Consider the following 25,830-nt stretch of genomic DNA (forward strand, 5'->3'; position numbering starts at 1 on the left):
GGCAGTCGATGGGATTCTATCGACTGCCTTTGCTGTCATTAATTCTGATTCGGTGTCAATTAAGGAGGTAATTATCATGTTAGTAGATTTTCATATGCATAGTACGGCGTCTGACGGTGTAATGCGTCCTTTGGATTTACGGGCGGCTAACAAGGCGGCGGGGATTAAAATGATGTCACTTACCGACCATGATACGATTGATGGTTTTATGACTATGTTGAAAGAGCCTGATTTAGATATTGCCGTTATTCCGGGCTGTGAGTTCAGCTCTACTTACAAAGACAAAGACGTTCATATCCTCGGTTATGCTTTTGACTACACGAATAAAGAATTGAATGATTATCTAACATTCTTCAAAGAATCACGTGAAAATCGTATTTTTAAAATGATTGATTTATTGGTTAAAGACGGTTACGATGTATCGGTAGAAGAATTTAAAGAAACATTTCCTAATGCCAGCTCCTTGGGACGTCCGCTGTTGGCACAACTTTTGATTAACAAAGGCTATTTAAAAACTGTTGATGAAGGGTTTGAAACTTTACTTCGAAGAGGAAGCCCTTACTATGTGCCTAAATTTAAGGCTGATCCGTTAGATGTAATTAATTTAATTCATGATGCCAATGGTTTAGCCGTTATGGCACATCCGAAATTAATTAAAAACGATGACTATGTTCAAGAACTGCTTCAATTACCATTTGATGGTATCGAAGTGTATCATATTATTCATAAAAAAGAAGATGAAGCTCGTTATCGTAAAATGGCTATTCTGCGTAAATTGTTAATTACGGGCGGTTCTGATTTCCACGGCATTGAAACGAAATTACCGAAAGCCATCGGTGATTATTTGATTCAGAGCGAAAGCGTAGCTGACTTTTTACATGTGCTGCAAGCACATTAAGCTAAGTTAACCGCCATTGGCCGTTGGTGAATTTAAAATTCAAAGTGAGAATATAGCAGAATTTTTAAAAGTTTTAGAATCACGTTAAGTATTGAGAAATCGGAGACAGCTATGGAAGTTATTGCTTTTGTAGGCCCAAGCGGTACAGGCAAAAGTCATCGTGCCCTTGTGGTTGCTCATGAAAATAATGCAGAATGCATCATTGATGATGGTATTTTGATTCACAACAATAAAATTGTAGCCGGCTTTTCCGCCAAAAAAGAAGCCAGTCGTCTAAAAGCGGTTCGTCGCGCTATTTTTCAGGACCCGGAACAAATTCGTTCGGTTAAGGAACAATTGGATATAATAAAACCGGCTCGTATTCTTATTTTGGGGACGTCCGAAAACATGGTTAGTAAAATTTCTACCGCCTTAGGTATCGGTAAGCCGTCCCGTTATATTCATATTGAAGACGTGGCATCTACCCGCGAGATTGAAAAAGCGCAAAATGCACGCCTGAAAGAAGGCAAGCATATTATTCCGGTACCGACGATGGAACTGAAACCTCATTTTAAAGGCTATTTGATTGACCCGATTAAATCTATTCTGCGCCGCACTCGTACGAATAAACCGAATGGCACCGGTGCGGAAGATTTTGAAAAATCAGTCATTCGTCCGGTATTCAGTTATTATGGTCGCTTAACTTTTTCAGACCAAGTCATTGAATCATTGATTAAAAACAGTCTCATCAAAGTGCCGGGCATTGCGGGCTGCGAAGATATTAAAATCAAAAAGACGACGAAGGGGACTAATGCGCTGAAACTTGAAATGGGCGTATCTATTTATCGCGGTCGTCCGGTGAAAAAAATAATGAGTGAAATGCACAAAGCTATCAGCAATGAAATTGAATACATTACAGGCATGTCGGTGGAGCGACTGGCCATTGTAGTGGATAATATGGTAGATCCTAAACGAGCCTAATACGTATAAAAGGTTTGAAATAATTTTACTAAATGTATATACGTAGTAAGATAAGTTAAGCAGTATAAGCTGTAAAGCAGTAGAAGAAGTAAGAAGTAAAAAGTAAAGAAATACAAGAAAGACATCTAAGGAGACGATATGAAGCAGTATTATATATTTACCTATGGTTGCCAAATGAACGAAAGTGATTCGGAGCGTTTGGCCCATCAGTTAGAAACAGCCGGTTATACAAATACAGAAAATTTTAAAGAAGCGGATTTGATTATTTTAAATACTTGTTGTGTACGTGAAACGGCAGAACATAAGATTTATGGTCGTATCGGTGAACTCAAGCATTTAAAAGAGAAGAATAAAAATTTAATCATCGCTATTACCGGTTGTATGGCTCAGAAAAACCAGGCGGATATGTTTAAACGAGCACCTCATATCGATATCGTATTGGGGACTCATAACTTGCGTCATATCAATGAAATGGTTGAAGAAGTACAACGCACGCATAAACATCAGATTAATATCGAAATGGATAATTCCGTGCTTCATGAATTGGAAGCGAAACCAATGGGGACATTCTCCGCTTGGGTGCCAATCATGAACGGTTGTAACAAGTTCTGTACCTATTGCATCGTACCTCATGTGCGCGGTCGCGAAATCAGCCGTCCCATCGCAGCGATTGTGGAAGATGTTAAAAAACTCGGCGCCAGCGGTCATAAGGAGATTACCTTGCTTGGCCAAAACGTTAACTCTTACGGCTTAGACTTCAAAGACGGGACGCATTTTGGCGACTTAATCGACGCCCTTGACGGGATTCCGGGGATTGAACGCATTCGGTACATGACGAGTCATCCGCAGGATATGAATAAAGAAATGATTGATGCACTCGGTCGTTCCTCGAACGTAGTTACGCAGCTTCATTTGCCGATTCAATCCGGCTCTAATCGCATTTTGCAGAAGATGAATCGCCGTTATACGGTTGAACATTATAAAGCGTTAATTGATTATTGTCGTGAAAAAATCGACGGTCTTACTTTGACAACAGACTTAATTGTTGGGTTCCCGGGGGAAACGGAAGAAGATTTTCAGGCAACTTTGCAATTATTAAAAGACATTCGCTATGACATGGCCTATACATTTATTTTCTCCAAACGCTCCGGCACGCCGGCAGCTACCATGGAAGACCAAGTTCCTGAAGAAGTAAAACGCGTACGTTTACAAGCTTTGATGGACGTGCAAAATGAAATCTCCTTGGAACTTAATAAGGAAATGGAAGGCAAAACCTATGAAATTATCGTGGAAGGCCCAAGCCGTAACGATGAGGACGTTTGGTTCGGCCGTACGTCCGGCAACAAGATGATTTTATTTCCTAAGGATGAATCCCTAGAGATTGGCCAAACCGTAAATGCGCGTGTTGACCGTGCGCAAACTTGGATTTTATACGGCACTATCATATAATTAAATTCTGACATAAATTATCATTAAATTTTGATATGAATTATCATTAAATTAATCAGACCTAAACAGCTTACTGTGTAAAGTTTTAGGGTCTGATTAATGACTTACTATACAGTGTTTTTAGAAAAGTGGAGGCGTCTATGAGCAAAAAACAAACGCCCATGATGGATCAGTATTTTTCCATAAAAGATAAATACAAAGAAGAGTTGCTGTTTTTCCGTCTCGGTGACTTTTATGAGCTCTTTTATGACGATGCTCTAACAGCCTCGCGAGAACTCAACATTACCCTTACCGGACGTAATTCCGGCGAAGCGGAGAAAGCGCCCATGTGTGGCGTGCCGTATCATGCAGCGGAAAGCTATATTGAAAAGTTAATAAAAAAAGGCTATAAGGTAGCGATTTGCGAGCAGGTGGAAGACCCCAAAGAAGCGAAGGGCATCGTTAAACGCGATGTAATTCGTGTGATTACGCCGGGCACGGTACTTACGGAAAACGGCACGGAAGCGCGTGAAAACAACTTCCTGGCGCTCTTCTACCGCACCGATGAGGCGTTAATTCAGATTTTTTGCGATGTTTCCACCGGTGAAGTGATATGGGATAGAATCAGTCATGGTCAGCGTCAAAACGCCATTCAGGATGCTTTGTCCATGTATCGTCCTTCGGAAATTGTTACCGTCGGCAGCCTGCCTTTGGGCAAAGAGTTACAGGATTTTATCGATGTTCAATTAGACAATGTAGCCTTATCGCCGTTTATGCCGAACTTACCGGTAGCTGATGTGCGCGAGCAGGGCATGATTCACTTTGCCGACGCCGGTTTATTGGAAGAAGATGTATTGGAAGGTTTGGGGTATTTATTGACCTATCTTTCCACCGTAATTAAAACTGATATTTCTCATATCAACTATATCCATCCGCTCCATATCGGCGATCGTATGGTGCTTGATACATCGAGCCTTCGTCATTTGGAAGTAACTCATAATCTTCGCGATGGCGGTGTTAAAGGTACCCTCTTACAGGTATTAGATAAAACCTTGACGCCGATGGGCGCTCGTCTTTTGAAACAATGGGTGGAAAGTCCGCTCATGGATATTCATCATATCGAACGACGTCAGCGTGCCATTACGGAATTGATTGCTAAACCTACGGAACAGGGACGCTTACGGGAATTGTTAAAACTGATTTTTGACTTTGAACGTATTTTGGCTCGTGTAGAGACCGGCTCCGTATCACCCCGTGATTTCACATCACTTCGTGAATCACTCCGTATTTTGCCTGACTTAGTACATATTGCCGGTGCTTTTGAAAGCACTTTACTGCAAGAAGTGGTGAGCCAGATAGACTGTCATGCCGATGTGTATGATTTATTAAATCGTGCTATTGCGGAACAACCGGCCCTTACTTTAAAAGACGGTCGCGTTATTCGCGATGGTTTTAATCAGGAATTGGATGATCTTCGCTCTATGGCGACAAATAGTCAGGAATGGCTACATCGCTTGGAAGAAGAAGCCCGTTCCAAAACCGGCATCCGCCTAAAAACCGGCTACAATAAAGTGTTTGGCTATTATTTTGAAGTATCTCATGCTAATGCAGCCGATGTACCGGATTATTTTATTCGTAAACAAACGTTGGCCAATGCGGAACGCTATATCACACCGGAACTTAAAGAGTTTGAAGTTAATATATTAAGCGCTAAGGACAAGATTATTTCCTTAGAGCAAAAGCTATATCAAGAACTTCGTGAAGCCGTTAAAGAAGCGGTAAAACCGATTCAGGCAACGGCTAGGGCTCTAGCTAATCTTGATGTTTTATCCGGTCTGGCTCAAGTGGCTTATGAAGAGAATTACATTTGCCCGACTATGACCATGAACGGCCAAATCACAATTCGTGACGGTCGTCATCCGGTTATTGAAAAATACTTGAAACGGGAAGTGTTTGTGCCGAATGATGTAACGCTAAATCACAGCGGCGAAGAATTCTTGCTCATTACAGGGCCTAACATGGCCGGTAAGTCCACGTATATGCGCCAGGTGGCGGTACTCATGATTATGGCGCAAATCGGTTCTTTCATTCCCGCTCGTGAAGCCGTTATTTCACCGGTTGATCGTATTTTTACCCGTGTGGGTGCCAGCGATGATATATCTACCGGTCAAAGTACATTCATGGTAGAAATGAAGGAAGTTGCGTATATTCTTAACAATGCAACATCCAATAGTTTGCTCATTCTTGATGAAATCGGTCGCGGTACCAGTACCTTTGACGGTCTCAGCATTGCGCAAGCCGTGGTGGAACATATTTGTAAACATATTCACGGTAAAACCTTGTTTGCAACGCACTATCATGAGCTTATTTGTTTGGAAGAACAGTATGAAAAACTTAAAAACTATACGGTAGCCGTTAAAGAAAAGGGGAAAGATGTTGTCTTCCTCCGTCGTATTGTACGGGGCGGTGCGGACCGCAGCTACGGTATTCATGTTGCCAAATTGGCAGGTCTGCCAAATTCCGTATTAAAACGGGCAGAAGTTATATTAGCTGCCTTAGAAGGCTCGGCCGTTGAAGAAGCCGCCACATCACGTGGTAACAGCGGTGCCGTGCGGGAAGCTCGCATGAGTACTTCCGGTGGTTCGCAAGAGGCTATGCCGTTGAACGGTGCAGGCGCTTCGGCTAACGCCGGTGCTGATAGTTTCGTCAATGAAAGTGGCAAGGGGAATGGAGCTAATGATACAACCTTTGCCATGCCGACTAATGCCAATTTATTCACTACGTCCGTATTGGATGATTTACTGGCGGTCGACGTAATGAGTTTGACGCCGATTGAAGCACTTAACGTACTCTATAAATTACAGGAAGAGGCCCGCAAGGGAGGTGGCCGTTAATGGCTCTGATTCATGTTCTTGATGAAGTTACAATCAACAAAATAGCGGCCGGAGAAGTAGTTGAAAGACCGGCTTCAGTTATTAAAGAGTTATTGGAAAACTCCCTCGATGCCGGCGCCACTTCCATTGAAGTCGAAATCGCCAACGGCGGGACTACGTATATGCGTGTTACCGATAACGGTTCAGGCATGACCGAAGAAGATGCGCGCTTGGCGGTTTTACGTCATGCTACCAGCAAGATTCGTTCGGTGGATGATTTATTTGATATTGCGTCCTTAGGCTTTCGCGGTGAAGCCTTGGCCAGTATTGCCTCCGTGTCACATTTCAGTTTAATCACCCGTAAAGTTGATCAGGAATTGGGCACACGCATCCTGATTGATGGCGGTAAATTTACCGATTGCCTGCCTTTTGGAGCGCAACCGGGCACGACCATTGAAGTGCGTGATTTATTTTACAATACACCGGCACGTCGTAAGTTTTTAAAAACGGAGCGTACGGAAGCGGCTAAGATTCAGGATATCGTCGGCAAATTGGCCCTTAGCAATCCCCATGTGGCCTTTAAATTGATTAATAATGATACTGTGAGTATCGTCGTGCCGGGGAATGGTAATCTCGTCGATACAGTATCCGCTTTATACGGTTATAAAGTGAGTGATGATATTTTCCCCATTGCTTATGAATCGGAAGGCATTACGATTCATGGTGTGGTAAGTAAGCCGACCTTATTAAAAAGTAGTCGTATTTGGCAGACTGTAGTGGTTAATAATCGTGTTATCGGCGATAAAGCCATCACGAAAGCCATCGACAATGCGTATCATGCGTTGTTACCAAAGGGCGGCTATCCTTTGGTGTTGCTAACGATTACGGTACCACCGGGCACTGTTGATATTAATGTGCATCCGCGTAAGAGCGAAGTTAAATTCGAAGATGATAAGCCTGTATTTAAGGCCGTGTATCATGCGATTTTGCAAGCTTTACAAAATCCGATGCAGCAGATGGCCGGCCGTGATAATTCCGGCATGGACGGTTTAGAAGGTTTTGGTGGCGGCGATGACAGTATTACTACCGCCGTTAATTATGAAAAAGCCTTTACCAATCATGATTTGGCAAAAATCAATGATATTGACATCACTTCCGATGGTGGTTCGGCCATTAATCTTGAGTTTGATACGGTCGGTTTTAATGATGCCACAGCTAATCGAAGTAGTACCGGTCAAATAGGTAGTGTCAATTCCACCGGTTCGGCAGCTTATCCGTTCGCGGAAGTTTCTCAGCAGGCTCGTGAAAAAACAAATGAATTTGTGAATCGAATTCGCCGTGAAGGTTTTGAAGCGCCAACGCGGGCGACCTATGAACAAAGTTCTTGGATTGAGTCGGGCGATTTTAACGATGCTGTTGTGCCAAAAAGCTATACGGAAGAAGATAAAGAGAAATTCCGGCAGTTAGCTTCATCCCTACGGGGAAACGCCGGCTATGGTTCCGATGGCACAGGCGGTTACGGCGCTAATGGTGGCGTCGGTTATGCGTCCGATGGTGCAGTCGGATCGGGTTCCAATGATTCCGGTACAGCAGAAATGCCTTCAGGGGTAGATACTGCACTTGGAAGTACAGCAAATGGCAATAGTTTCAACGTCAATACGACCGGGCTCTTGCCATTGGGTCAGGTTGCGGCTTGTTATATTTTGGCAAAAAAAGGCGATAATCTGTATATCATTGACCAACATGCGGCGCATGAACGGATTCGTTATGACCAACTTTGTAAATCCGCTGAGGCTATTCCGATGCAGGAACTTTTGATTCCACAATATATTGAAGCCAATGAGGAAGAGTTAATTATTGCGGAAGAACAAAATAACACCCTTCTTAACTTAGGTTTCCAAGTTGTGCAAGGCGGACCTACTCAGTTAAAAATTGAAGGACTGCCTATCGATCTGGTGGAAAGCAAGGGCGAAGAAATCTTGCGCTATGTTTTTTCATTGTTAAAAGATTATCAGACGCCCACAAAAGCGCAACTTCGTCATGAAATGCTCGCTTATGCATCGTGCCGGGGGGCTATCAAAGCGGGTCATACCTTGAATACCTATCAGATGTCCGTTTTGATTGAGGAATTATTCCATACGGATAAACCGTATGTTTGCCCGCACGGTCGTCCGACGATTATAAAATTTACGCCGGAAGAATTGGGCAAATTATTCTTACGGAGTTAATGATGATTAGTGAAACATTGAATTGCGGAGCCATTGTGACGACGTCGCAAAAAGGTAAGGGTGATTTGATTCCCCGAGCTAAAGGGGCCGCCAAACTGCTTAGGATTCCTTATGTAGAGCGGAAGCGCTTGTCCTTGGCTAATTTACAAGCTAATCATAAAAATAAAGATATTTTAATCTTCAGTCAAAAGGGGCCGCAGCTTTTTACGGGCGAAGGTAAGGCTCATGAATTCCACCTATCTATGGCGCAACTTCGCCTCATCGCTTATGACAGAGGCGAAACCGATCATTTGGTGGAAGCTCTCGGCCCCGAAGCGATATCATCGTTTTTAGATTGTACGGCCGGTCTTGGCAGTGATAGTTTGGTGGTAGCCTATGCTAAACGGTCATGTAAAAAGATGGTAGCGCTTGAAGGTAATCCTTTACTGGCGTATATTACAAATTACGGCTTACGTCATTTTGTCCACGAAAATGACACTGTAACGGCAGCGCTGCGGCGTATTCAAGTTTGCGCCGTGCGATTTGAAACCTTTTTACAAAGGGCCAAAGACGATAGCTTTGATGTTGTCTATTTTGATCCTATGTTTGAAGTGCCCGTTACGGAAAGCCCACAGTTTTTAAGCTTGCGCGGCCATTTAGTGGAAAGCGTTTTTACCGAAGCAATATTACGCGAAGCGAAACGTGTAGCCAAAGAAAGAGTTATTGTAAAAGAACGACCATTCAGTTCGATTTTTCAAACTATGGAGCCTGATGAACTGTTAGGCGGTAAATATAGCCGCGTAGCCTATGGCGTCTATAAAGTAAAAGGGTAGCCGTGATTCGGTTTATATAATAAAACAGCTTGAATCTTACAAGATGGCTTACCAATAGTTTTCATAGGAAGGAGGTATCGTATGGAACAATTGATTACTATTTTAGGGCCTACGGCTGTGGGCAAAACCGATTTAACGTTGCGACTCGCAGAGAAACTTAATGGAATAGTTATTTCCGGCGATGCCTACCAAATTTATAAAGGCCTTGATATTGGTACAGCGAAACCGTCTCGTGAAGAACTCGAAGCGGTGCCGCATCGTTTGATTGATATTCGGTCTGCCGATGAATCGTATAGTGCCGCCGATTTTCAGGAAGAAGCACGTCGGGAAATTACAAAAGCTCATACAGAAGGCCATATGCCGATTCTGTCAGGTGGTACTGGTTTTTATGTACAATCCTTGTTGGAAGGCTTTGATTTTTCAGTGGAAGGACCGAATCCAGGCATTCGTGAACGGCTCGATGAATTATGGCAAACAAAGGGCGATGAAGGTCTTTTGGTCTATGCCGAAGAATTAGCCAAAAAAGGCGGTATTGAGCTTCGCTTCACCGATAAACACCGCTTATTCCGTGCCATTGAATTGATGGAGCAGGGTAACTATGAGGCCTTGACTAATCAGACGAAAGCAGGCTTATCCTTTGAAGGTCCGGTTATCGGTTTGCGCCGTAATCGTGAGGAACTGTATGAACGAATTAATTTACGGGTCAACATCATGGTAGAGCAGGGCCTTTTTGAAGAAGTGGAAAGGCTCGTGGCGGCCGGTGTATCGCCTGATTGTCAGGCGTTTAAAGGCATCGGCTACAAAGAAGTGGTGGCATATTTTAACGGTGAATGCACCAAAGACGAAGCCATCGCTGCCATACAGCAAAATACGCGCCGTTTTGCCAAACGTCAAATTACTTGGTATAAACGTATGCCTTATATAGTTTGGATTGATTGCGATAATGGTCGCAGCGGTGATTCGATTTTTGAAGAAGCGATGAGTTTAATTCAAAAATCGGGCATCATAGTATAAGTTGAATTTAATTTTTAAGTTAGGATGTTTTGAGATAATGAATTTAGATAGTATACGGGACGAAGCTTTGCGTATGGCAGAGCCTCAATTTAAACAGTTTGAACCAATTGCCTTGCACAATACTAAGAAGGTGTTGGAAGCCTTTAAAGAATGTCAGCTCAGTGATTATCACTTCAACGGCTCCAGCGGTTACGGTTATAATGACAGTGGTCGTGAAAAGTTGGACGAAGTGTTCGCACATGTGTTTAAAGCGGAAAAGGCCTTAGTACGTGCCCATTTCGTGTCGGGCACGCATGCTTTGGCAACGACGTTAATCGCATTGCTCGGCAGCGGTAAGCAAGGTAAAGAGTTTGTGTATGCTGTAGGCGCCCCGTATGATACGATGCAGTCTGTCATCGGTGTACCCCATCCTGTGCGCAATTCTTTAGTGGAACGGGGCTTTATTTATAAAGAAGTACCGCTAAAAGACAATACCTATGATTTGGACGGTATTGCCGAAGCCGTAACCGAAAATACCCGGGTAGTCGTAATTCAACGCTCGCGCGGTTACAGTACCCGTGAACCACTTTCCGTTACGGATATTGAAAAAATCTGTAAAGTAGTTAAAGCCAAGAATCCCGAAACAATTTGTTTCGTAGATAATTGTTATGGCGAATTTACCGAAATGTCGGAACCGCTTGAACACGGTGCCGATATCATGGCCGGTTCTCTAATTAAAAATGCCGGCGGCGGTATTGCTCCGACCGGTGGTTATGTAGCCGGTAAAGAATCGTTGGTTGAAGACGTGGCTTATGAATTGACCGCACCGGGCTTAGGTGACCACATGGGTTCCTATTCGCCGGGCTATCGCTTGTTCTTCCAAGGCTTATTCTTGGCACCTCATGTTGTGTTGCAGGCCTTGAAGGGGGCTGTATATACAGCAGCGGTGGGTACACTTCTTGGCTATGAAGTATTCCCTAAAGTGGATTCCCCTCGATTTGATTTAATTCAGGCAATTAATTTGCATAATGCGGATGAAATGGAGCAATTCTGCCGCGGTATGCAAGCTTACTCGCCGGTAGATGCTCATGTGCGTCCCGTACCGGGTGATATGCCGGGCTATACGGATCAAATTATCATGGCCGGCGGCACCTTTGTACAGGGTTCATCCATCGAACTCAGTGCGGACGGTCCGGTTCGTCCACCGTATACTATCTTCATGCAGGGCGGCCTTGTATTTGAACATTCAATGCTCGGTATTTTGGGCGCTGCGGAAGAAATCTTAGCTAATCGTAAAGCCGAGTAAGCTTTCAGAGCCTGTGAGGGTTATCCTTAAGTTTTAGTATAATTGTAAATTTAAGACGTAAAATAAGGCGTAATATAGGATGTAATGTGATTCCAAAAATCATAAGATTAAGATATCTCTATATATTACGCCTGTTTTATGGTATACTAACTGTTGCTTTAGTATAGTGATACTGCTAATTTTTATAATTGTGAGCTTCGGTTTTTATATGAATTAGCAATCATTTTAAAGCATTTGTGTATTATATATTTTTATTGTCGGTATATACATATTCGGACTTTCACTCTGTATGATGTATTATTGAGTTTACCAGGTCAAGCGACCACAGAAGGAGAAAGCATGGAAAACGTTGTAGCAGTTGCAATGAGTGGGGGCGTAGACAGCTCCTTAACAGCGTCGATGCTGTTAGAACAAGGGTATAAGGTATTTGGGATTACCTTGCGTTTATGGGTAAGTGACACGGATCCTGATGATGTGCCACTCGCCGTAACGGACGCTAAGAAAATGTGTGATTTTCTTGGCATTGAGCATCATGTAGTCGATGCTCGAGATGTTTTTTACGATAATGTCGTAGATTATTTTGTTAATGAGTATGCCGCCGGGCGCACACCGAATCCTTGTGTATTCTGTAATAAAAATATAAAATTTGATTTGTTATTAAATCGTGCTCTTGAATTGGGCGCATCCCATATGGTAACCGGTCACTATGCACAAGTGCGTTATAATGAAGCAACGAAGCTCTATGAACTTCACAAAGGTGCGGATCCGTCCAAGGATCAGAGTTATGTATTGTATACCTTAAATCAGCACATTTTGAGCCATTTGATGTTCCCATTAGGTGCGCAGAAGAAGACATTGACTCGCGCCATGGCTAATGACCGTGATTTACCGGTAGCGAATAAGCCGGACAGCGAAGATATTTGTTTCTTGCCTAACCATAATTATCAGGGCTTTATTCAGAAGCAGTTATCTGAACCTGCTAAATCGGGCAATATTGTTCATGAAAATGGTGAGATTTTAGGCCGTCACAACGGTTTATTCAACTATACCATCGGCCAGCGTAAAGGTCTCGGTGTTGCCTATAAATATCCGCTTTATGTAGTTCGTCTTGATGGTGAAAAGAATGAAGTCATTGTAGGACCGGACGAAAGTTTGTTTACAAACCGTATGATTTGTAAACATTACAATTTCTTATCCGGCACGATTCCTCAGGAATTACATGCATCCGGTAAGATTCGCTATGCAGCCGAACCTTCGCCATGTGTAGCCCGTATTCTTGATGATGAAACAATGGAAGTTATTTTTGAAAAGCCGCAACGCGCGATCACACCGGGCCAATCGGTAGCCTTCTATGAAGGAACTCAATTACTTGGCGGCGGTGTTATTGAAACTGTTTGCTAGTTTAAGCTAAAGCGGTAACTTAAGAAGCTGCTAACTAGTCAAAAAGCCTGTAACCGAGAGGGGTTACAGGCTTTCTCATTGCACTAATAGACGATATGCCATAGTAATGTTATAATATTATGATAGATTATATTATATGTATATAGTAAGCACACTTAAACTAGAATTATTCAATATTTTTAGTTCTTTTATATTGGTTTAGATTTATTGATTGCTCAACCGTTGCTCATCCTAAATTATTGAGAATGACGTGGTTAAGCTAACTATGAGGAGAATGGAACATGGTAACTGAACATATTCGCAATTTCTGCATTATTGCCCATATAGACCACGGGAAATCCACCTTGGCTGACCGTTTAATAGAAGCAACGGGAACGCTCACAAAGCGTGAAATGGAAGCTCAGGTGCTTGACTCCATGGACTTGGAAAGAGAACGTGGGATTACAATCAAAGCGCAATCCGTTCGTTTATTGCATACAGCTAAAGACGGCAAGCAGTACACCTTAAATTTAATTGACACTCCGGGTCATGTTGACTTCAGCTATGAAGTATCCCGTTCCTTGGCTGCCTGTGAAGGGGCTTTGCTTGTTGTGGATGCCGCGCAAGGCGTAGAAGCGCAAACCTTGGCTAATGTATATTTGGCATTGGAACATGACTTGGAAATTATTCCGGTTATTAACAAAATCGACTTACCGAGTGCCGACGTAGATCGAGTAAAAAAAGAAATTGAAGATATTATCGGTCTCGATGCATCCGATGCTATTTTGGCCAGTGCCAAGTCCGGTATTGGTATTCAAGATATCTTGGAAGCCATCGTAGAACGCATTCCGGCTCCGGAAGATAAATCCGATCAGCCGACCAGAGCCCTTATTTTTGACTCCCGCTTTGACTCTTACAAAGGTGCTATTGCCTATGTACGAGTTAAAGAAGGGTCCCTCAAAAAACGTGACATTATTCGCATGATGCACGATCAAAAAGACTTTGAAGTGACTGAACTCGGTGTTTTCACACCGAACTTGTTGCCGGTGGATGAATTAACTTGTGGCAGCGTAGGTTGCGTGGCCGCAAGCATTAAGAACGTAGGCGATTGTCATGTAGGCGATACCATTACGAAAGCGGATGATCCGGCGGCGGAACCGTTACCGGGCTATCGTAAAGCCGTATCCATGGTGTATTGTGGTCTCTATCCGACTGACAGTAAAGATTATGACAACCTCCGTGATGCCCTTGAAAAGCTGAATTTGAACGACGCGGCTCTCGAGTACGAACCGGAAACATCTATTGCCTTGGGCTTCGGTTTCCGTTGCGGCTTCCTCGGCCTCTTGCACATGGACGTTATTCAGGAACGTTTGGAACGGGAATACAATTTAACGTTAATTACGACGGCACCGAGCGTAAACTACAAAGTGCATAAAACAAACGGTGAGATTTTGGAAATCGACAATCCGTCCAAATTGCCGCCACCAACAGAAATTGACTTTATCGAAGAACCGTATGTTAAGGCTACGACCATCGTACCTAAGGACTTCGTCGGGGCCATTATGGAATTGTCCCAGGATAAACGCGGTGAATACCAATCCATGGAATATTTGGATGAAACTCGTGTTTCTATCGTATATCATTTGCCATTGGGCGAAATCATTTACGATTACTTCGATAAATTGAAATCCGCCACTAAGGGTTATGCATCCTTAGACTATGAACTCATCGGTTATCAGGCATCTCCGATGGTTAAAATGGATATTCTCTTGAATGGTGAACCGGTGGATGCGTTGAGTATCATCGTTCATAAAGATAGAGCGGCTACCCGCGGTCGTGCGTTGGCTGAAAAGCTTAAAGAATTGATTCCGCGTCAAATGTTTGAAATTCCGATTCAGGCAGCTGTCGGTAATAAAATCGTAGCTCGTGAAACGGTTAAAGCATGGCGTAAAGACGTTTTGGCTAAATGTTACGGCGGTGATATCAGTCGTAAACGTAAATTGTTGGAAAAACAAAAAGAAGGTAAGAAGCGTATGAAGGCAGTAGGTAGCGTAGAAATTCCGCAGGAAGCGTTCATGGCTATTCTTAAAGTTGATGACAAGTAAGGCAGTAAATGAGTTGGCAAGCCTAGATGGATTTTTAAGAATACAGGTTATACTGACTCTGCTGTTTGACTGATTTATATTAAAAAGATAAAGGAGATTGTGTATGGATTCCACATTCACACCCTCTTTTGCGACGTCTCGGGATATGGGGGTGTACCTTCATATCCCGTTTTGTCGTAAAAAATGTTCCTATTGTGACTTTGCCTCTTACGAAGGGTTAGAGGCGTATTACGATGATTATGTTGATGCCTTGTGCGATGAAATTAAACTATGGGCTTCGACGTATCCGGAAAGTGCCAAGATACCGGTGAATACCATCTACTTCGGTGGGGGTACGCCTACACAGTTATCCCTCAGTCAATTGGAGCAGATTTTAAATACCCTATATACCTATTATCCTTGTGATTCGGTGCGCGAATTATCCATGGAAGCTAATCCCGGTGAAATCGACATTGAATATTTAAAAGGGCTGAAATCTTTAGGCGTTACTCGTCTGAGCTACGGCGTACAGACCTTTGACGATAATTTGTTGCAGCTACTGAGACGTGGTCATAATGCGCATATGGCCAAACAAGCGATTACCGATGCACTGTCGGTAGGTTTTCAGTCGGTAAGCGGTGATTTGATTTATGCCTTACCGGGACAGACGTTAAAAGACATAAAGACCAATGTAGCAACATTGCTTAATTTAGGTGTCAGTCATATATCTATTTACGGCTTACAGTTGGAAGAGGGGACCAACCTTCATAAACAGGTGGAACTTGGTCAGCTCGATTTGCCATCGGATGATGAAAATGAAGCTATGTACGATTGTATGCTTGATGAATTGAAGGTTCATGGCTTCGAACGGTATGAAATTTCCAATTTTACCAACAATGGATCTTATAGCTATCATAATCTACGCTATTGGCAGTATAAAGAGTACTTGGCTTTTGGTGCCGGTGCCTATTCTTTTTATAAAGATGTACGGCGCAATAATGAACCGTATGTGGTGCCTTATATTAATCGGCTGCGCCAGAATTTATTGCCCATTGTATTCGAAGCGACTATCAGTGAAAACCGTGCGGTAGAGGACTTTTGTTTCTTAGCATTGCGGACCAAGTGGGGCCTTTCTGAAAAAGCTTTTAAAGAACGATTTAATGAGTCTGTTCAAGATATTTTCGGCGATGAAATAGCGCACTTAATAAAGCAAAGGTTATTGGTAGAAACCGAAGAAGGCTGGCGACTCACGCGTGACGGCGCTAAACACGGTAATTATGTGTTCAGTCAATTTATACGCTAAGTAAAAGGTGTAAAGGCTCTTAGAAGTTTTACGAAACTCAAGACTTTTAAGAGTCTTACATTCAGTATATGATTCTTAAATTGCAATATGAAATTTAAAATTTATATTGACAAACAGGTGAGAGTTTTAGTATTATGTAATCTGTAATGCACGGGGGTATAGCTCAGCTGGGAGAGCGCTTGAATGGCATTCAAGAGGTCAGCGGTTCGATCCCGCTTATCTCCACCACATTAGAAACCGCACAGAGGTGCGGTTTTTTTATTGTACGCCGAATAGGCATGACAAAACCCCCAGTTAAACTGGGGGTCGGTAAAAAATTCTTATAGAAAAGGAAAGAACCTCCTAATGATACAATGAAGTTGGTCTGGCAACCACAACATTTCAACTTAGGAGGTTCAATGTCAATGAATGACGTAAAAAGCTTATCACATAGTAAATGGAGATGTAAATACCATATTGTCTTTGCACCTAAGTATAGACGACAAGTTATATATGGGCGAATAAAAGTTGATATAGGGAAAATATTAAGAGATTTATGTACAAGAAAGAATGTGGAGATTATAGAGGCGGAGTGCTGCCCCGATCATATACATATGCTCGTTACTATACCTCCACATTTAAGTGTATCAAGTTTTATGGGGTATTTAAAGAGTAAAAGTAGCCTCATGATATTCGATAAACATGCTAATTTAAAATATAAGTATGGGAATCGACATTTTTGGTGTAGAGGATATTATGTGGATACGGTAGGCAGATACGAAGGAGCGATAAAGGAGTATATTCGCAATCAATTACAAGAAGATATAGCTCAAGATACGTTAAATTTTAAAGAATATATGGACCCGTTCACGGGTGAGCAGGTAAAGTAGGCAAAAATAAAAGCCCCCGAGTAGGGGGCAGCCAGTGGTAATAGAGTGGTTGTCAGATTACTCAAAGCCCTCTTTAGAGGGCAACCACTAGAGAAAGACCCTTATAGGGTCAGAGCAAACCACCCGTTCTACGGGTGGTTATGATTTTCATCTTTGCAGTTCAGATATTATTAAATTATTGATTAATATGATAAAATAATGAAAATGATTTTATATCATTATTTTTTATATTATTGTTTTAGCTGGGAGGTTGGAGAATGAAAAAGTTAGTGTTACTGTTAGTGGTTTTAGTGTTTGGCATCATTGTGGGTGGCTGTAGTAATTCGATAGATAGCTTAATCGGTGGGGACAAGAATGCCAATGTATTTACCGATCAGGGTTTAGCCAATAAGATTATGGATGACCTGAAGAATAGGCCGGAGTTGAAGGGCCATGATTTGAAAGCAATGGACGATATTTATCTGATGTATCATAAGGAAACCGGCATGACCGGCAGAATTGATGTGCAAAAACCGGGCACAACAGATCAGGTTGTTCGTTATGATTATAAGGACGGAAAATGGTCTGATCCGAAACCGCTCGAATTAATCGGTCCCGGTAAATTAGAAGAAAATCTGGGAGATTTAAACAGTATTGATTTTAATAAAGTAACAGATATCTATAAAGTCGCCGAAGAAAAAGCTAAGAGCATTGAAGGCGGTAAAGTAGAAGACGTTATATGGTACGATTATCGTATTAATCGGGGCGTTTTTGAAGCCACTATAAAAATAAACGGCACCAAGGAAAGATATGCATTAAGATTTGATGCGCAAGGCAATTTTATAAAGGAAATTAAAGAGTAAATTGCGGAGAGTAGTAGCCTCAGAGCTGCTACTCTTTTTCTGTAATATAATGGTTAAGGCGCGCATAATAGAGAGAAACATATAATTAAATCATTAGAGTCGTTGCCGTAACTGACTTATTTATAGTTTTCATTGGTAATCTAACTTAACTTGTCATAGATATACATTCGTGGTATGCTTTTACTGTTATAAAATATGTTAAACTTATAAGGTTAGGAAGATAAAGTATGAAAGATTATGTAAATTTTGGCTGGCGAGCCTGCTTTGCCGGCATTATTTTTGATTTGTTAAGTTTATGTGCCGTATTCTTAGTGAGTAAAGGTATTTACGGATATGTAACGGGTGACAGATTCTACCTCGTTTCCGGTGTCGTATTGTTTGCGGTTATTACTATTGCAGGGCTCTTATGCCGCAATTTATATACTAAAGGACTGACAAAACGTTTTCCCGACACCAATGTATCCAACAGTGCCTTTCTTTTTGTTTTGTATGGTGTAGCTTTGACGATAGCCATTGTGTTGGGGATTATAGCCATGCTCATTATGGTTCTTTTGATGCAGGAAATGCAGTCGGGGCAGTTGGCCGACACCTATAACGGCATTAACATTTACGTTCTTTATATGGGGGCTTCCGCAGCTACATATTTTTATTTCCTTCTTTATACAACAGCCAGCGTCGAATATGTGTGGCGCCGCTTTTTACAAAAGAATCTCGCCTTATTGCAAACGGAAGCAGCCAAAGATACGGTGGATGCTTCCGATGTGGTAACGGCCATTATTGAGGCCGGTGAATCAGGTTTAGATAACAGTGGTCTAAAGAAACTGGGCGATGTGGATGATTTTAAAGAAAAAGTCCAAAGCGCCACCGGTAAAAAGGTTTATAACGCTGATTCCGATGTACATACTGCAGATGACGAAGCCATGGAAGTGGAAGGCTCTAAGAGCTCGATTTAATGCTTTTTTACGATTTAATCCCGGTTTAATTGAACCGGGATTTTTTTTAAAATTTTCTAGTCAGTTTAATCATAACTTTTAGTTATTTTGTGATATATGTCACAACTCGATAAAATAATAATATGATACAAATATAATAGTGAATTATAGGTAACGGCATACGATGTAAGGCTTGCCGATACAGTATCCGTTTGTATCGAATCGAGATACAACAATATACGTTTATTGTTAATCAAATGACTAAGGAGTACACATGAAAACATCCGTTATTTTACATTCTTTATTCAGTGAGTTTTCACGCGACCAATTACATGCCATTATTGATTTGGCTGATAAATATAAGGGGAATTTCCGCATCGTAGCTACAGGCATTCAGATTTATGACATTACCAAGGAAGATAAGGCAGCTATTTTAGAACAATTGCCGGAAGGGGTTCAACAAGTTAAGCATGCGGCGGTTAATTCGGTGACCGCTTGTCGCGGTACGGACGGTTGTTCCCACGCCTTTATGCAGACGATTCCGGTAGCTAAATATATTGATGAACATCATTTCGGTGAAGATATGCCTAATAAACTTCGCATCGGTATCAGCGGTTGTCCCCGTTGTTGCGCCGAACCGATGATTAAAGATATCGGTTTATACGGCTTGCCGGACGGCTATGTGCTGGTGGCCGGCGGTAAAAGCGGTAATCGGCCTAAAGGCGGCGAAGTATTGGCCAAAAAACTAACGCCTGAAGAAGCACAAGACAAAATCGAGTTTTTATTACAATGGTACAAAGATAACGCTATGCCGAAAGAAAAATTCGATCATATGTTGGCCCGTTTGGGTAATCCCTTTGAAAACGCTGAAGTTGCGCCGCAGGTAGATGCTGAATAAAAGCAAACCGGTCTTTGAAATACACATGATTTAAAGTTATATAGCAATAAATTTATGAACTCTTTTAAGGTGGAATTACATTTCCCTTAAAAGAGTTTTTCTTTTTCCAAGACGATTGATGTATAATATGGATATGAAAAATAGCGTTTTTGGCTATTACTGTTTTACATGCATTAAGACGACTATATAGTGATATTATGGGGTTAAAGCAGAGTATCATTCTACATAGCCGGTGATTCGAGGACATTATGATATTAGGACCGAATTTTACACGTCGACCGTTAACGTGGCAAGAAAAAGTCAGGAATTCGCTGATGACGAATCCGCAACGCTTATTAGCTTTAAGCTTCGCCGTACTTATGTTGTTTGGAGGATATTTGCTGACTTTGCCATGGGCTACCCTTGACGGTAGCCGAACACCGTTTATTGATGCTCTTTTTGTGGCCGTATCCTGCGTGTCTGTAACGGGGCTTACGACGGTAGATACGTTTCACCATTGGAGTATTTTCGGACAGACTATAATGATTTTGCTGATTCAAATCGGCGGTTTGGGGACGATGACCTTTACAACGTTTATCTTTATAGTACTGAGACGCCGTGTAGGGCTGGAGAATAAATTATTACTTCAAGAAGATATTGGGCAAGATAATATTTCGGTGCAAACTGTGCTTAAACAAATTGCCATTCTCACATTTGGCTTTGAATTTATCGGCGGGGTAGCCTATACGTTAGATTTATATCCTTATTTAGGGTATAGCGCTATATATTACGGCTTTTACCAGGCTATTTCTACATTTTGTAACGCCGGCTTTGTGTTTTTTGACAATGATTTGCCTTATAAAATGGTAGGTGATTGGGGCTTTACGCTGATAACTTGCAGCCTTATCCTTATTGGCGGCTTTGGTTACATGGCGTCCTTCGATATTTGGAACAATCGCCAACGGGGATTCGCTCAATTAACATTGCATACGAAAGTGATGCTTGTTGGTGAATTGATTCTCGTTGTAGCCGGTACACTTAGTATTCTTGGCTTGGAATGGACGCAAACATTAGCCGGATTACCGTTCACAACTAAAATTCAAGGCGCTTTGTTTCAAGCCATAACGCCGCGCACGGCCGGTATTCCGACGTTGAATTACGCGGATTTGCATCCCATTACGGTTTTTATTACGGTGGTACTCATGTTTATCGGGGCCGGGCCAAACTCGACCGGTGGCGGTATAAAAATCAGTACCATGGCTGTATTATGGGCCACATCACGTTCGTTGTTCACTAATACACGACGTGTCGAAATCTTTGAGCGAAGCTTAAGTCAGAGCGTTATTTATAAGGCCGTGGGCATTGTATTCTTTTCATCCATGCTCGTTGTGCTGGCTACTTTTGTCTTGGCCGGTGTAGAATCATTTCCGTTCTTGGATTTATTATTTGAAGTGACCTCCGCTTTTGCTACGGTAGGCCTTACCATAGGGATTACGCCGGAGCTGTCAACCATCAGTAAGCTAACGTTGATTATCGTGATGTATACAGGCCGTATCGGTGTGCTTACTTTGATTGGCGCCTTTTTCTTAAAACGTCGTGCCACGACTACGGCATACTATCCGGAAGATAATGTGTTGCTATAGTTTAGCTGGTTATTATTGATGGAAGATGTAGCTTTTTATTTTTTCATAAAACAGAGGTAATAATATGAAGCGTAAAACAATCGGTATTATAGGTCTTGGCCGTTTTGGCGGCACTTTGGCAAAACAGGTAGCGGCTATGGGGCATGAAGTAGTAGGTATTGATATTGAAGAGGGGTTGGTACAAAAACTGGCGCCCTATTTGACGCACAGTATCGTAGCCGATTTCAGTGATGAAGATACGATTCGTCAGTTAAATTTACAGGAATTGGACGTAGTTGTTATTGCCATTGGAGATAATTTAAAAGCTAAATTATTGTCCGCCATGGTACTCAAGGAATTACATGCGCCGTACATCGTGGCGAAAGCATCTACCGAAATGGAAAGTAAATTACTGGAGAAGGTAGGGGCCGATTTGATCATTTTCCCGGAAATGGATATGGCCGAACGAGTGGCTCAAATGTTGACTCGTGAAAATATTGTAGACTATTTCCAGCTATCCCAGGACATCGGCTTGGTGGAAATGGGGATTCCTTCATTCATGATTGGTCACACTTTGACTGAATTGGATACTCGTAAGAAATATAATGTAAATATTGTGGCCGTAAAACGTGATAAAAATGTCATTGCACCGCCAAACCCGAATAATCCGTTACAAGATGAGGATATGTTGATTGTTATCGGTCGTAATGAAGATATTACTAAGCTTAGTCAATAATTTTTGGCGGTTGTTTTACGGGGTATTTGAAGTATATTGGATTTTCTCAAAAATAATCTGAAAATGAGATATGACTAAAGTTAGTAATGCATTCTTTTTGAAGGGGCAATATACTGATTATGCATGCTATGTACACTACTCGTTGACAAAGAGTAACATTAAACATATAATTCAAGTAGAGAAAAAAGGGGCATCCACGGTGTGGAGAGCCCCTTTAGTTGTGTAATAGTGAAAGAGAAAAGTTTTTATGTAGTGGACTTGATAAGAATCAGTTCGGAGCAGGTGGGATTCTTGGTTGATTGTAGGCAGCTAACGAAATTTCCTTAGGTAAATCTTTTAATTATCTTTAATTTTTCACTTTTGTATTTCTGTTTTATTTATCTAAGGAGATGATTTTATGGCATCAAATGAGCATCACAATGAGGTTCGTCCGATTATGGATCCAACCAAAAATTATGAGGAAATTAACAGTTATGTTATTTTCTGGGGGCTCTTCTTTGCCGCGTTATTTGCCTTGGCCGTTGCCTATTTATGCTTAAAAATCGGCCAGACCGTAGATGCGTTTGCACCGGTATCAATTCTATCCATGGGGATGGCGGTTTTATTCAAACGTAAAAATGCTTTCCCGGAAACCGTTCATATTCAGGCCATTGCCAGCTCCGGTACTAACGTACTGGCAGGGGTAATGTTCATTTTACCGGCTCTTTTTATTCTTGATATTCATACTGTATCGGTTTTCCAAATGATTGTGCCTATCGTGTTAGGCGGTTTATTGGGGGTATTCCTTTGCGTATTCTTCCGTCAGTATTTCTGTGAAGAAATGCATCATGCCTATCCGTTCCCAAGTGGCCGTGCCGCTGCCGAAGTATTGAGCAGTAATGATGGCGGTAAGGCTAAACTCATGGCGCTTAGCGGTTTATTGGGTTTAGGCTATGATTTCGTATTAAACTCCCTTGGTTGGTGGCGTGAAGTTTTCTCCACTACCACATTCCGTTGGGGCCAAGTATTCCAGCAGAACAGTAAAATGCACTTATCTTTAGACAGTGACATTGCTTTATTAGGTTTAGGTTATTTTACCGGTATCCGTTATGGTTCTATTATTGCCGCCGGGTCTTTCTTTGCCTGGTTCGTAATGGTTCCATTGTTCTTCTTCATCGGTGGCGATCACATCATGATGGTAGGGGGCAAAGAAATCTTACTTGCCGATGCTTCCACCGGTGATGTATTTAAGACTTATGTGCGCCATATCGGTATTGGTATGCTTGCCATGGCCGGTGTTATCGGCTTATTGACCATGTCCAATGTAGTAAGCAAAATTATGAAACGCGCCATCGTTGATATGTTCAGCCGTGGTAAAACTACGACAGTTAACGTATTGCGTACGCAGATTGATTTGCCTTCTTCCGTATTGGGCTTAGGTATTGTATTAACAACAGTTTTATTCTCTATTTTCTTCCATATTTATTATGCTGATACATTCCTACAAACAGTGTTGGCATTCTTCATCGTTTTGATTTTATCTTTCTTATTGTCTGTAGTAGGTATCAGTTCTATCGCCTTTACCGGTAATGAACCGGTATCGGGCATGACAATTTTCATGATTTTAATTAGTGCCGTTATCATGACCAGTGTTGGTATGGGCGGTACAACCGGTATCATTGCTATCTTGATGATGGCTGCGTTCTTAGCAACAACTATCGGTGTAGCGGGTAACTTCATGTCTGAATTGAAAGTTGCACACTTAACCGGTGCTACACCTGCCAAAATGCAATTATGGCAATTAGTCGGCGTTGTAATCGCCGGTATTGTATGCGTAGGCGTTTTAATCTTGCTTAACAATGCATACGGTTTCGTAGGCGACGGTGCTTTAAATGCGCCACAAGCTAATGCTATGGCCGCTATTGTTGAACCGTTGATGACCGGCGGCAGTGCTCAATGGGAATTATATATTCTTGGCGCTATTTTTGCCGTATTACTTTGGATGATTGGTGTTCCGCCATTGGCCTTTGCCCTCGGTGCATACTTACCAATGGAAATCAATACGCCAATCTTAGTGGGCGGTTTCATTTCTTATTTGGTTAAACGCAGCAGCAAAGATGAAGCTGAAAGTGAAGCACGCGTAGCTGAAGGCGGTACCGTAGCTTCCGGTTTCGTAGCCGGTGGTGCCATTGGTTCCTTAATCAGTGCGGTTCTTAAAATCGCCGGTGTTGATTGGTTCTTGGATGCGTGGGAAAAAACACCGGAAGCAACATACCTTGGTATTGTGATTTATCTTGCTTTGTGCGTAATGATTTATAAAATTGCTACCCGTAAACGCGCTGCTAACTAATTACGGCGATGTAACGGTTGATGAGTCATCGTAATCGAGTAGCCAACTAATTGCTGCCGATGTGACCGGTGATGAGTCATTTTGTAAAATGACCGGTGATTTATAAGTTAATTTAAAAAGTTTTACATAAGGGCTTTTAAAGGTCAATGATCTTTAAAGGCCCTTTGATTTTTTGACTAAACAGTAAATAAGCGAGTTTTTACGAAATCTGTATGAAATATTTGCTTGACATTTTGACGTTTTATGATAACATTATAGCTGTGATTAGCACTCGATGTTAATGAGTGCTAACAATGAGGTGTGAATATGGATGAACGTAAACAGCGCATCTTACACGCTATCATACAGGACTACATAAAGTCGGCTGAACCGGTCGGTTCGAGGACTCTGGCGAAGAATTATAATTTGGGCGTCAGCCCGGCCACGGTCCGCAATGAAATGGCCGATTTGGAAGACCTGGGCTTTTTGGAACAACCGCATACATCAGCGGGTCGTATTCCATCAGCCAAGGGTTACCGCTTTTATGTAGACGCTATGTTGCATTCGAACGGCACAGAGCGCGAAGATGCAGAAAAAATCAATAAAATATGGCAAGAAAAACCGGCTAACTTTGAAGATTTCTTCTTAAATGTAGCCAAACTGATTTCACAAATCAGTCATAACATGAGTTTATTCCTAGCGCCGGCTCATGACACGTCGGTGTTGAAATTTATTCATGTCTTACCGATTGGTGAAAACAGAGCTATCATGGTTGTTGTAACCGACCAAGGTGCTTTGGATAATGAGCCGATGTATTTCAAAGAGGCTGTGGCCGATGATGTTTTGGCAAGTATGGCAATTCGCATGACAAATGCGTTAAAGGATGTTCGCTTGTCGAGCATGACCTTACAGAACTTGGAGGCAACAGTTCAGCTTATTGAAGGGCCGCGAGCGGTATTACTTATACTGGCAGAGGCTTTGTATCGCGCCATTGCCAAACGTAAACTGTTCTACTCGGTTGGTACGACTGAGCTGTTGGAACAACCGGAATTCAAGGACATCAAGAAGGTTCAACCGATTCTGTCGATGTTGGAAGAACAAGATCAACTGAATCAGCTCTTGGCGGCGTCTAAGAAGAACGGTATCGGCATTACCATCGGCAGTGAAAATCAGGCGGAACCGCTTAAAGATTTAAGCGTTATTCAAGCTGATTTCGGTGATAAAGATGAGCGTATCGGTACGTTGGCTATATTAGGACCTACTCGTATGGAGTATGGCCGAATCATTGGTATTTTATCGTATATGCAAGATTTTATGCGTGCATTAGCGGAAAATAAAAATAGAAAGTAATGAGGTGATACTCACGATGGGAGCAGACG

The 25,830-nt window shown here is 42.1% G+C and carries 19 protein-coding genes and 1 tRNA gene; all 20 read left to right on the forward strand.

Annotated elements, in window-relative coordinates:
• The first annotated feature begins 76 nt into the window (after positions 1-76).
• The 20 genes from CCC71_RS06640 (at position 77) to hrcA (ending at position 25,801) form a co-directional block, all read left to right on the forward strand.
• Positions 77-898 (forward strand): PHP domain-containing protein, encoded by an 822-nt coding sequence (locus CCC71_RS06640; RefSeq protein ID WP_247239714.1) that lies wholly within the window; start codon positions 77-79, stop codon positions 896-898.
• A gap of 111 nt (positions 899-1,009) precedes the next feature.
• Positions 1,010-1,858, forward strand: coding sequence for an Asp23/Gls24 family envelope stress response protein (locus CCC71_RS06645; protein ID WP_021841019.1), 849 nt, complete (start codon positions 1,010-1,012; stop codon positions 1,856-1,858).
• A 138-nt stretch (positions 1,859-1,996) separates the two neighbouring features.
• Positions 1,997-3,307 (forward strand): tRNA (N6-isopentenyl adenosine(37)-C2)-methylthiotransferase MiaB, encoded by a 1,311-nt coding sequence (gene miaB, locus CCC71_RS06650; protein ID WP_156705684.1) that lies wholly within the window; start codon positions 1,997-1,999, stop codon positions 3,305-3,307.
• A gap of 140 nt (positions 3,308-3,447) precedes the next feature.
• Positions 3,448-6,180, forward strand: a complete 2,733-nt coding sequence (gene mutS, locus CCC71_RS06655) for a DNA mismatch repair protein MutS (RefSeq protein ID WP_021841017.1) — start codon at positions 3,448-3,450, stop codon at positions 6,178-6,180.
• Positions 6,180-8,387, forward strand: a complete 2,208-nt coding sequence (mutL, locus tag CCC71_RS06660) for a DNA mismatch repair endonuclease MutL (protein ID WP_156705680.1) — start codon at positions 6,180-6,182, stop codon at positions 8,385-8,387. The genes mutS and mutL overlap by 1 nt, the downstream gene beginning before the upstream one ends.
• Entirely contained in the window at positions 8,387-9,199 is an 813-nt protein-coding gene (locus tag CCC71_RS06665) for a class I SAM-dependent methyltransferase (protein WP_156705678.1), read from the forward strand. The genes mutL and CCC71_RS06665 overlap by 1 nt, the downstream gene beginning before the upstream one ends.
• Positions 9,200-9,280: 81 nt before the next feature.
• Positions 9,281-10,213: a tRNA (adenosine(37)-N6)-dimethylallyltransferase MiaA gene (miaA, locus tag CCC71_RS06670; RefSeq protein ID WP_226974052.1), complete on the forward strand. Its 933-nt coding sequence runs from the start codon at positions 9,281-9,283 to the stop codon at positions 10,211-10,213.
• Between the two features lie 37 nt (positions 10,214-10,250).
• Entirely contained in the window at positions 10,251-11,498 is a 1,248-nt protein-coding gene (locus CCC71_RS06675; protein ID WP_021841013.1) for a methionine gamma-lyase family protein, read from the forward strand.
• 339 nt (positions 11,499-11,837) lie between these two features.
• Positions 11,838-12,899, forward strand: a complete 1,062-nt coding sequence (gene mnmA / locus CCC71_RS06680; RefSeq protein WP_127058659.1) for a tRNA 2-thiouridine(34) synthase MnmA — start codon at positions 11,838-11,840, stop codon at positions 12,897-12,899.
• Positions 12,900-13,180: 281 nt separating this feature from the next.
• Complete coding sequence (gene lepA / locus CCC71_RS06685; protein WP_021841011.1) at positions 13,181-14,983, forward strand: translation elongation factor 4; 1,803 nt, start codon at positions 13,181-13,183, stop codon at positions 14,981-14,983.
• Between the two features lie 103 nt (positions 14,984-15,086).
• A complete protein-coding gene (hemW, locus tag CCC71_RS06690; RefSeq protein WP_156705674.1) occupies positions 15,087-16,265 on the forward strand; it encodes a radical SAM family heme chaperone HemW in 1,179 nt (392 codons plus the stop codon).
• A 152-nt stretch (positions 16,266-16,417) separates the two neighbouring features.
• Positions 16,418-16,493, forward strand: a tRNA-Ala gene (locus tag CCC71_RS06695).
• A 176-nt stretch (positions 16,494-16,669) separates the two neighbouring features.
• On the forward strand, positions 16,670-17,134 hold the full coding sequence (gene tnpA, locus CCC71_RS06700; RefSeq protein ID WP_156703932.1) for an IS200/IS605 family transposase: 465 nt from the start codon (positions 16,670-16,672) through the stop codon (positions 17,132-17,134).
• A gap of 257 nt (positions 17,135-17,391) precedes the next feature.
• Positions 17,392-17,976: a hypothetical protein gene (locus tag CCC71_RS06705; RefSeq protein ID WP_021841009.1), complete on the forward strand. Its 585-nt coding sequence runs from the start codon at positions 17,392-17,394 to the stop codon at positions 17,974-17,976.
• A 227-nt stretch (positions 17,977-18,203) separates the two neighbouring features.
• Positions 18,204-18,929: a hypothetical protein gene (locus tag CCC71_RS06710; protein ID WP_021841008.1), complete on the forward strand. Its 726-nt coding sequence runs from the start codon at positions 18,204-18,206 to the stop codon at positions 18,927-18,929.
• 253 nt (positions 18,930-19,182) lie between these two features.
• On the forward strand, positions 19,183-19,806 hold the full coding sequence (locus tag CCC71_RS06715; protein ID WP_226974402.1) for an NAD(P)/FAD-dependent oxidoreductase: 624 nt from the start codon (positions 19,183-19,185) through the stop codon (positions 19,804-19,806).
• Between the two features lie 248 nt (positions 19,807-20,054).
• Positions 20,055-21,428, forward strand: coding sequence for a TrkH family potassium uptake protein (locus CCC71_RS06720; protein ID WP_021842073.1), 1,374 nt, complete (start codon positions 20,055-20,057; stop codon positions 21,426-21,428).
• A 64-nt stretch (positions 21,429-21,492) separates the two neighbouring features.
• The gene (locus CCC71_RS06725) at positions 21,493-22,143 is read left to right on the forward strand and encodes a potassium channel family protein (protein WP_296333338.1); all 651 of its coding nucleotides are present in this window, start codon (positions 21,493-21,495) and stop codon (positions 22,141-22,143) included.
• A 397-nt stretch (positions 22,144-22,540) separates the two neighbouring features.
• Entirely contained in the window at positions 22,541-24,472 is a 1,932-nt protein-coding gene (locus CCC71_RS06730; RefSeq protein ID WP_296333340.1) for an OPT family oligopeptide transporter, read from the forward strand.
• 306 nt (positions 24,473-24,778) lie between these two features.
• The gene (hrcA, locus tag CCC71_RS06735; RefSeq protein ID WP_021842076.1) at positions 24,779-25,801 is read left to right on the forward strand and encodes a heat-inducible transcriptional repressor HrcA; all 1,023 of its coding nucleotides are present in this window, start codon (positions 24,779-24,781) and stop codon (positions 25,799-25,801) included.
• The last annotated feature ends 29 nt before the right edge of the window (positions 25,802-25,830 follow it).

The sequence above is a fragment of the Veillonella sp. LMAG:90 genome, assembly GCF_008679445.1.
In the GTDB taxonomy this organism is placed as follows: Bacteria; Bacillota; Negativicutes; order Veillonellales; family Veillonellaceae; genus Veillonella_A.

Coding starts and splice junctions, on each gene's coding strand:
- CCC71_RS06675 (WP_021841013.1), top strand. CDS start 10,251: ATGAATTTAGATAGTATACGGGACGAAGCTTTGCGTATGGCAGAGCCT.
- CCC71_RS06640 (WP_247239714.1), top strand. CDS start 77: ATGTTAGTAGATTTTCATATGCATAGTACGGCGTCTGACGGTGTAATG.
- mutL (WP_156705680.1), top strand. CDS start 6,180: ATGGCTCTGATTCATGTTCTTGATGAAGTTACAATCAACAAAATAGCG.
- CCC71_RS06715 (WP_226974402.1), top strand. CDS start 19,183: ATGAAAACATCCGTTATTTTACATTCTTTATTCAGTGAGTTTTCACGC.
- mutS (WP_021841017.1), top strand. CDS start 3,448: ATGAGCAAAAAACAAACGCCCATGATGGATCAGTATTTTTCCATAAAA.
- tnpA (WP_156703932.1), top strand. CDS start 16,670: ATGAATGACGTAAAAAGCTTATCACATAGTAAATGGAGATGTAAATAC.
- hrcA (WP_021842076.1), top strand. CDS start 24,779: ATGGATGAACGTAAACAGCGCATCTTACACGCTATCATACAGGACTAC.
- CCC71_RS06710 (WP_021841008.1), top strand. CDS start 18,204: ATGAAAGATTATGTAAATTTTGGCTGGCGAGCCTGCTTTGCCGGCATT.
- CCC71_RS06725 (WP_296333338.1), top strand. CDS start 21,493: ATGAAGCGTAAAACAATCGGTATTATAGGTCTTGGCCGTTTTGGCGGC.
- mnmA (WP_127058659.1), top strand. CDS start 11,838: ATGGAAAACGTTGTAGCAGTTGCAATGAGTGGGGGCGTAGACAGCTCC.
- miaB (WP_156705684.1), top strand. CDS start 1,997: ATGAAGCAGTATTATATATTTACCTATGGTTGCCAAATGAACGAAAGT.
- CCC71_RS06665 (WP_156705678.1), top strand. CDS start 8,387: ATGATGATTAGTGAAACATTGAATTGCGGAGCCATTGTGACGACGTCG.
- CCC71_RS06705 (WP_021841009.1), top strand. CDS start 17,392: ATGAAAAAGTTAGTGTTACTGTTAGTGGTTTTAGTGTTTGGCATCATT.
- CCC71_RS06730 (WP_296333340.1), top strand. CDS start 22,541: ATGGCATCAAATGAGCATCACAATGAGGTTCGTCCGATTATGGATCCA.
- lepA (WP_021841011.1), top strand. CDS start 13,181: ATGGTAACTGAACATATTCGCAATTTCTGCATTATTGCCCATATAGAC.
- hemW (WP_156705674.1), top strand. CDS start 15,087: ATGGATTCCACATTCACACCCTCTTTTGCGACGTCTCGGGATATGGGG.
- CCC71_RS06645 (WP_021841019.1), top strand. CDS start 1,010: ATGGAAGTTATTGCTTTTGTAGGCCCAAGCGGTACAGGCAAAAGTCAT.
- miaA (WP_226974052.1), top strand. CDS start 9,281: ATGGAACAATTGATTACTATTTTAGGGCCTACGGCTGTGGGCAAAACC.
- CCC71_RS06720 (WP_021842073.1), top strand. CDS start 20,055: ATGATATTAGGACCGAATTTTACACGTCGACCGTTAACGTGGCAAGAA.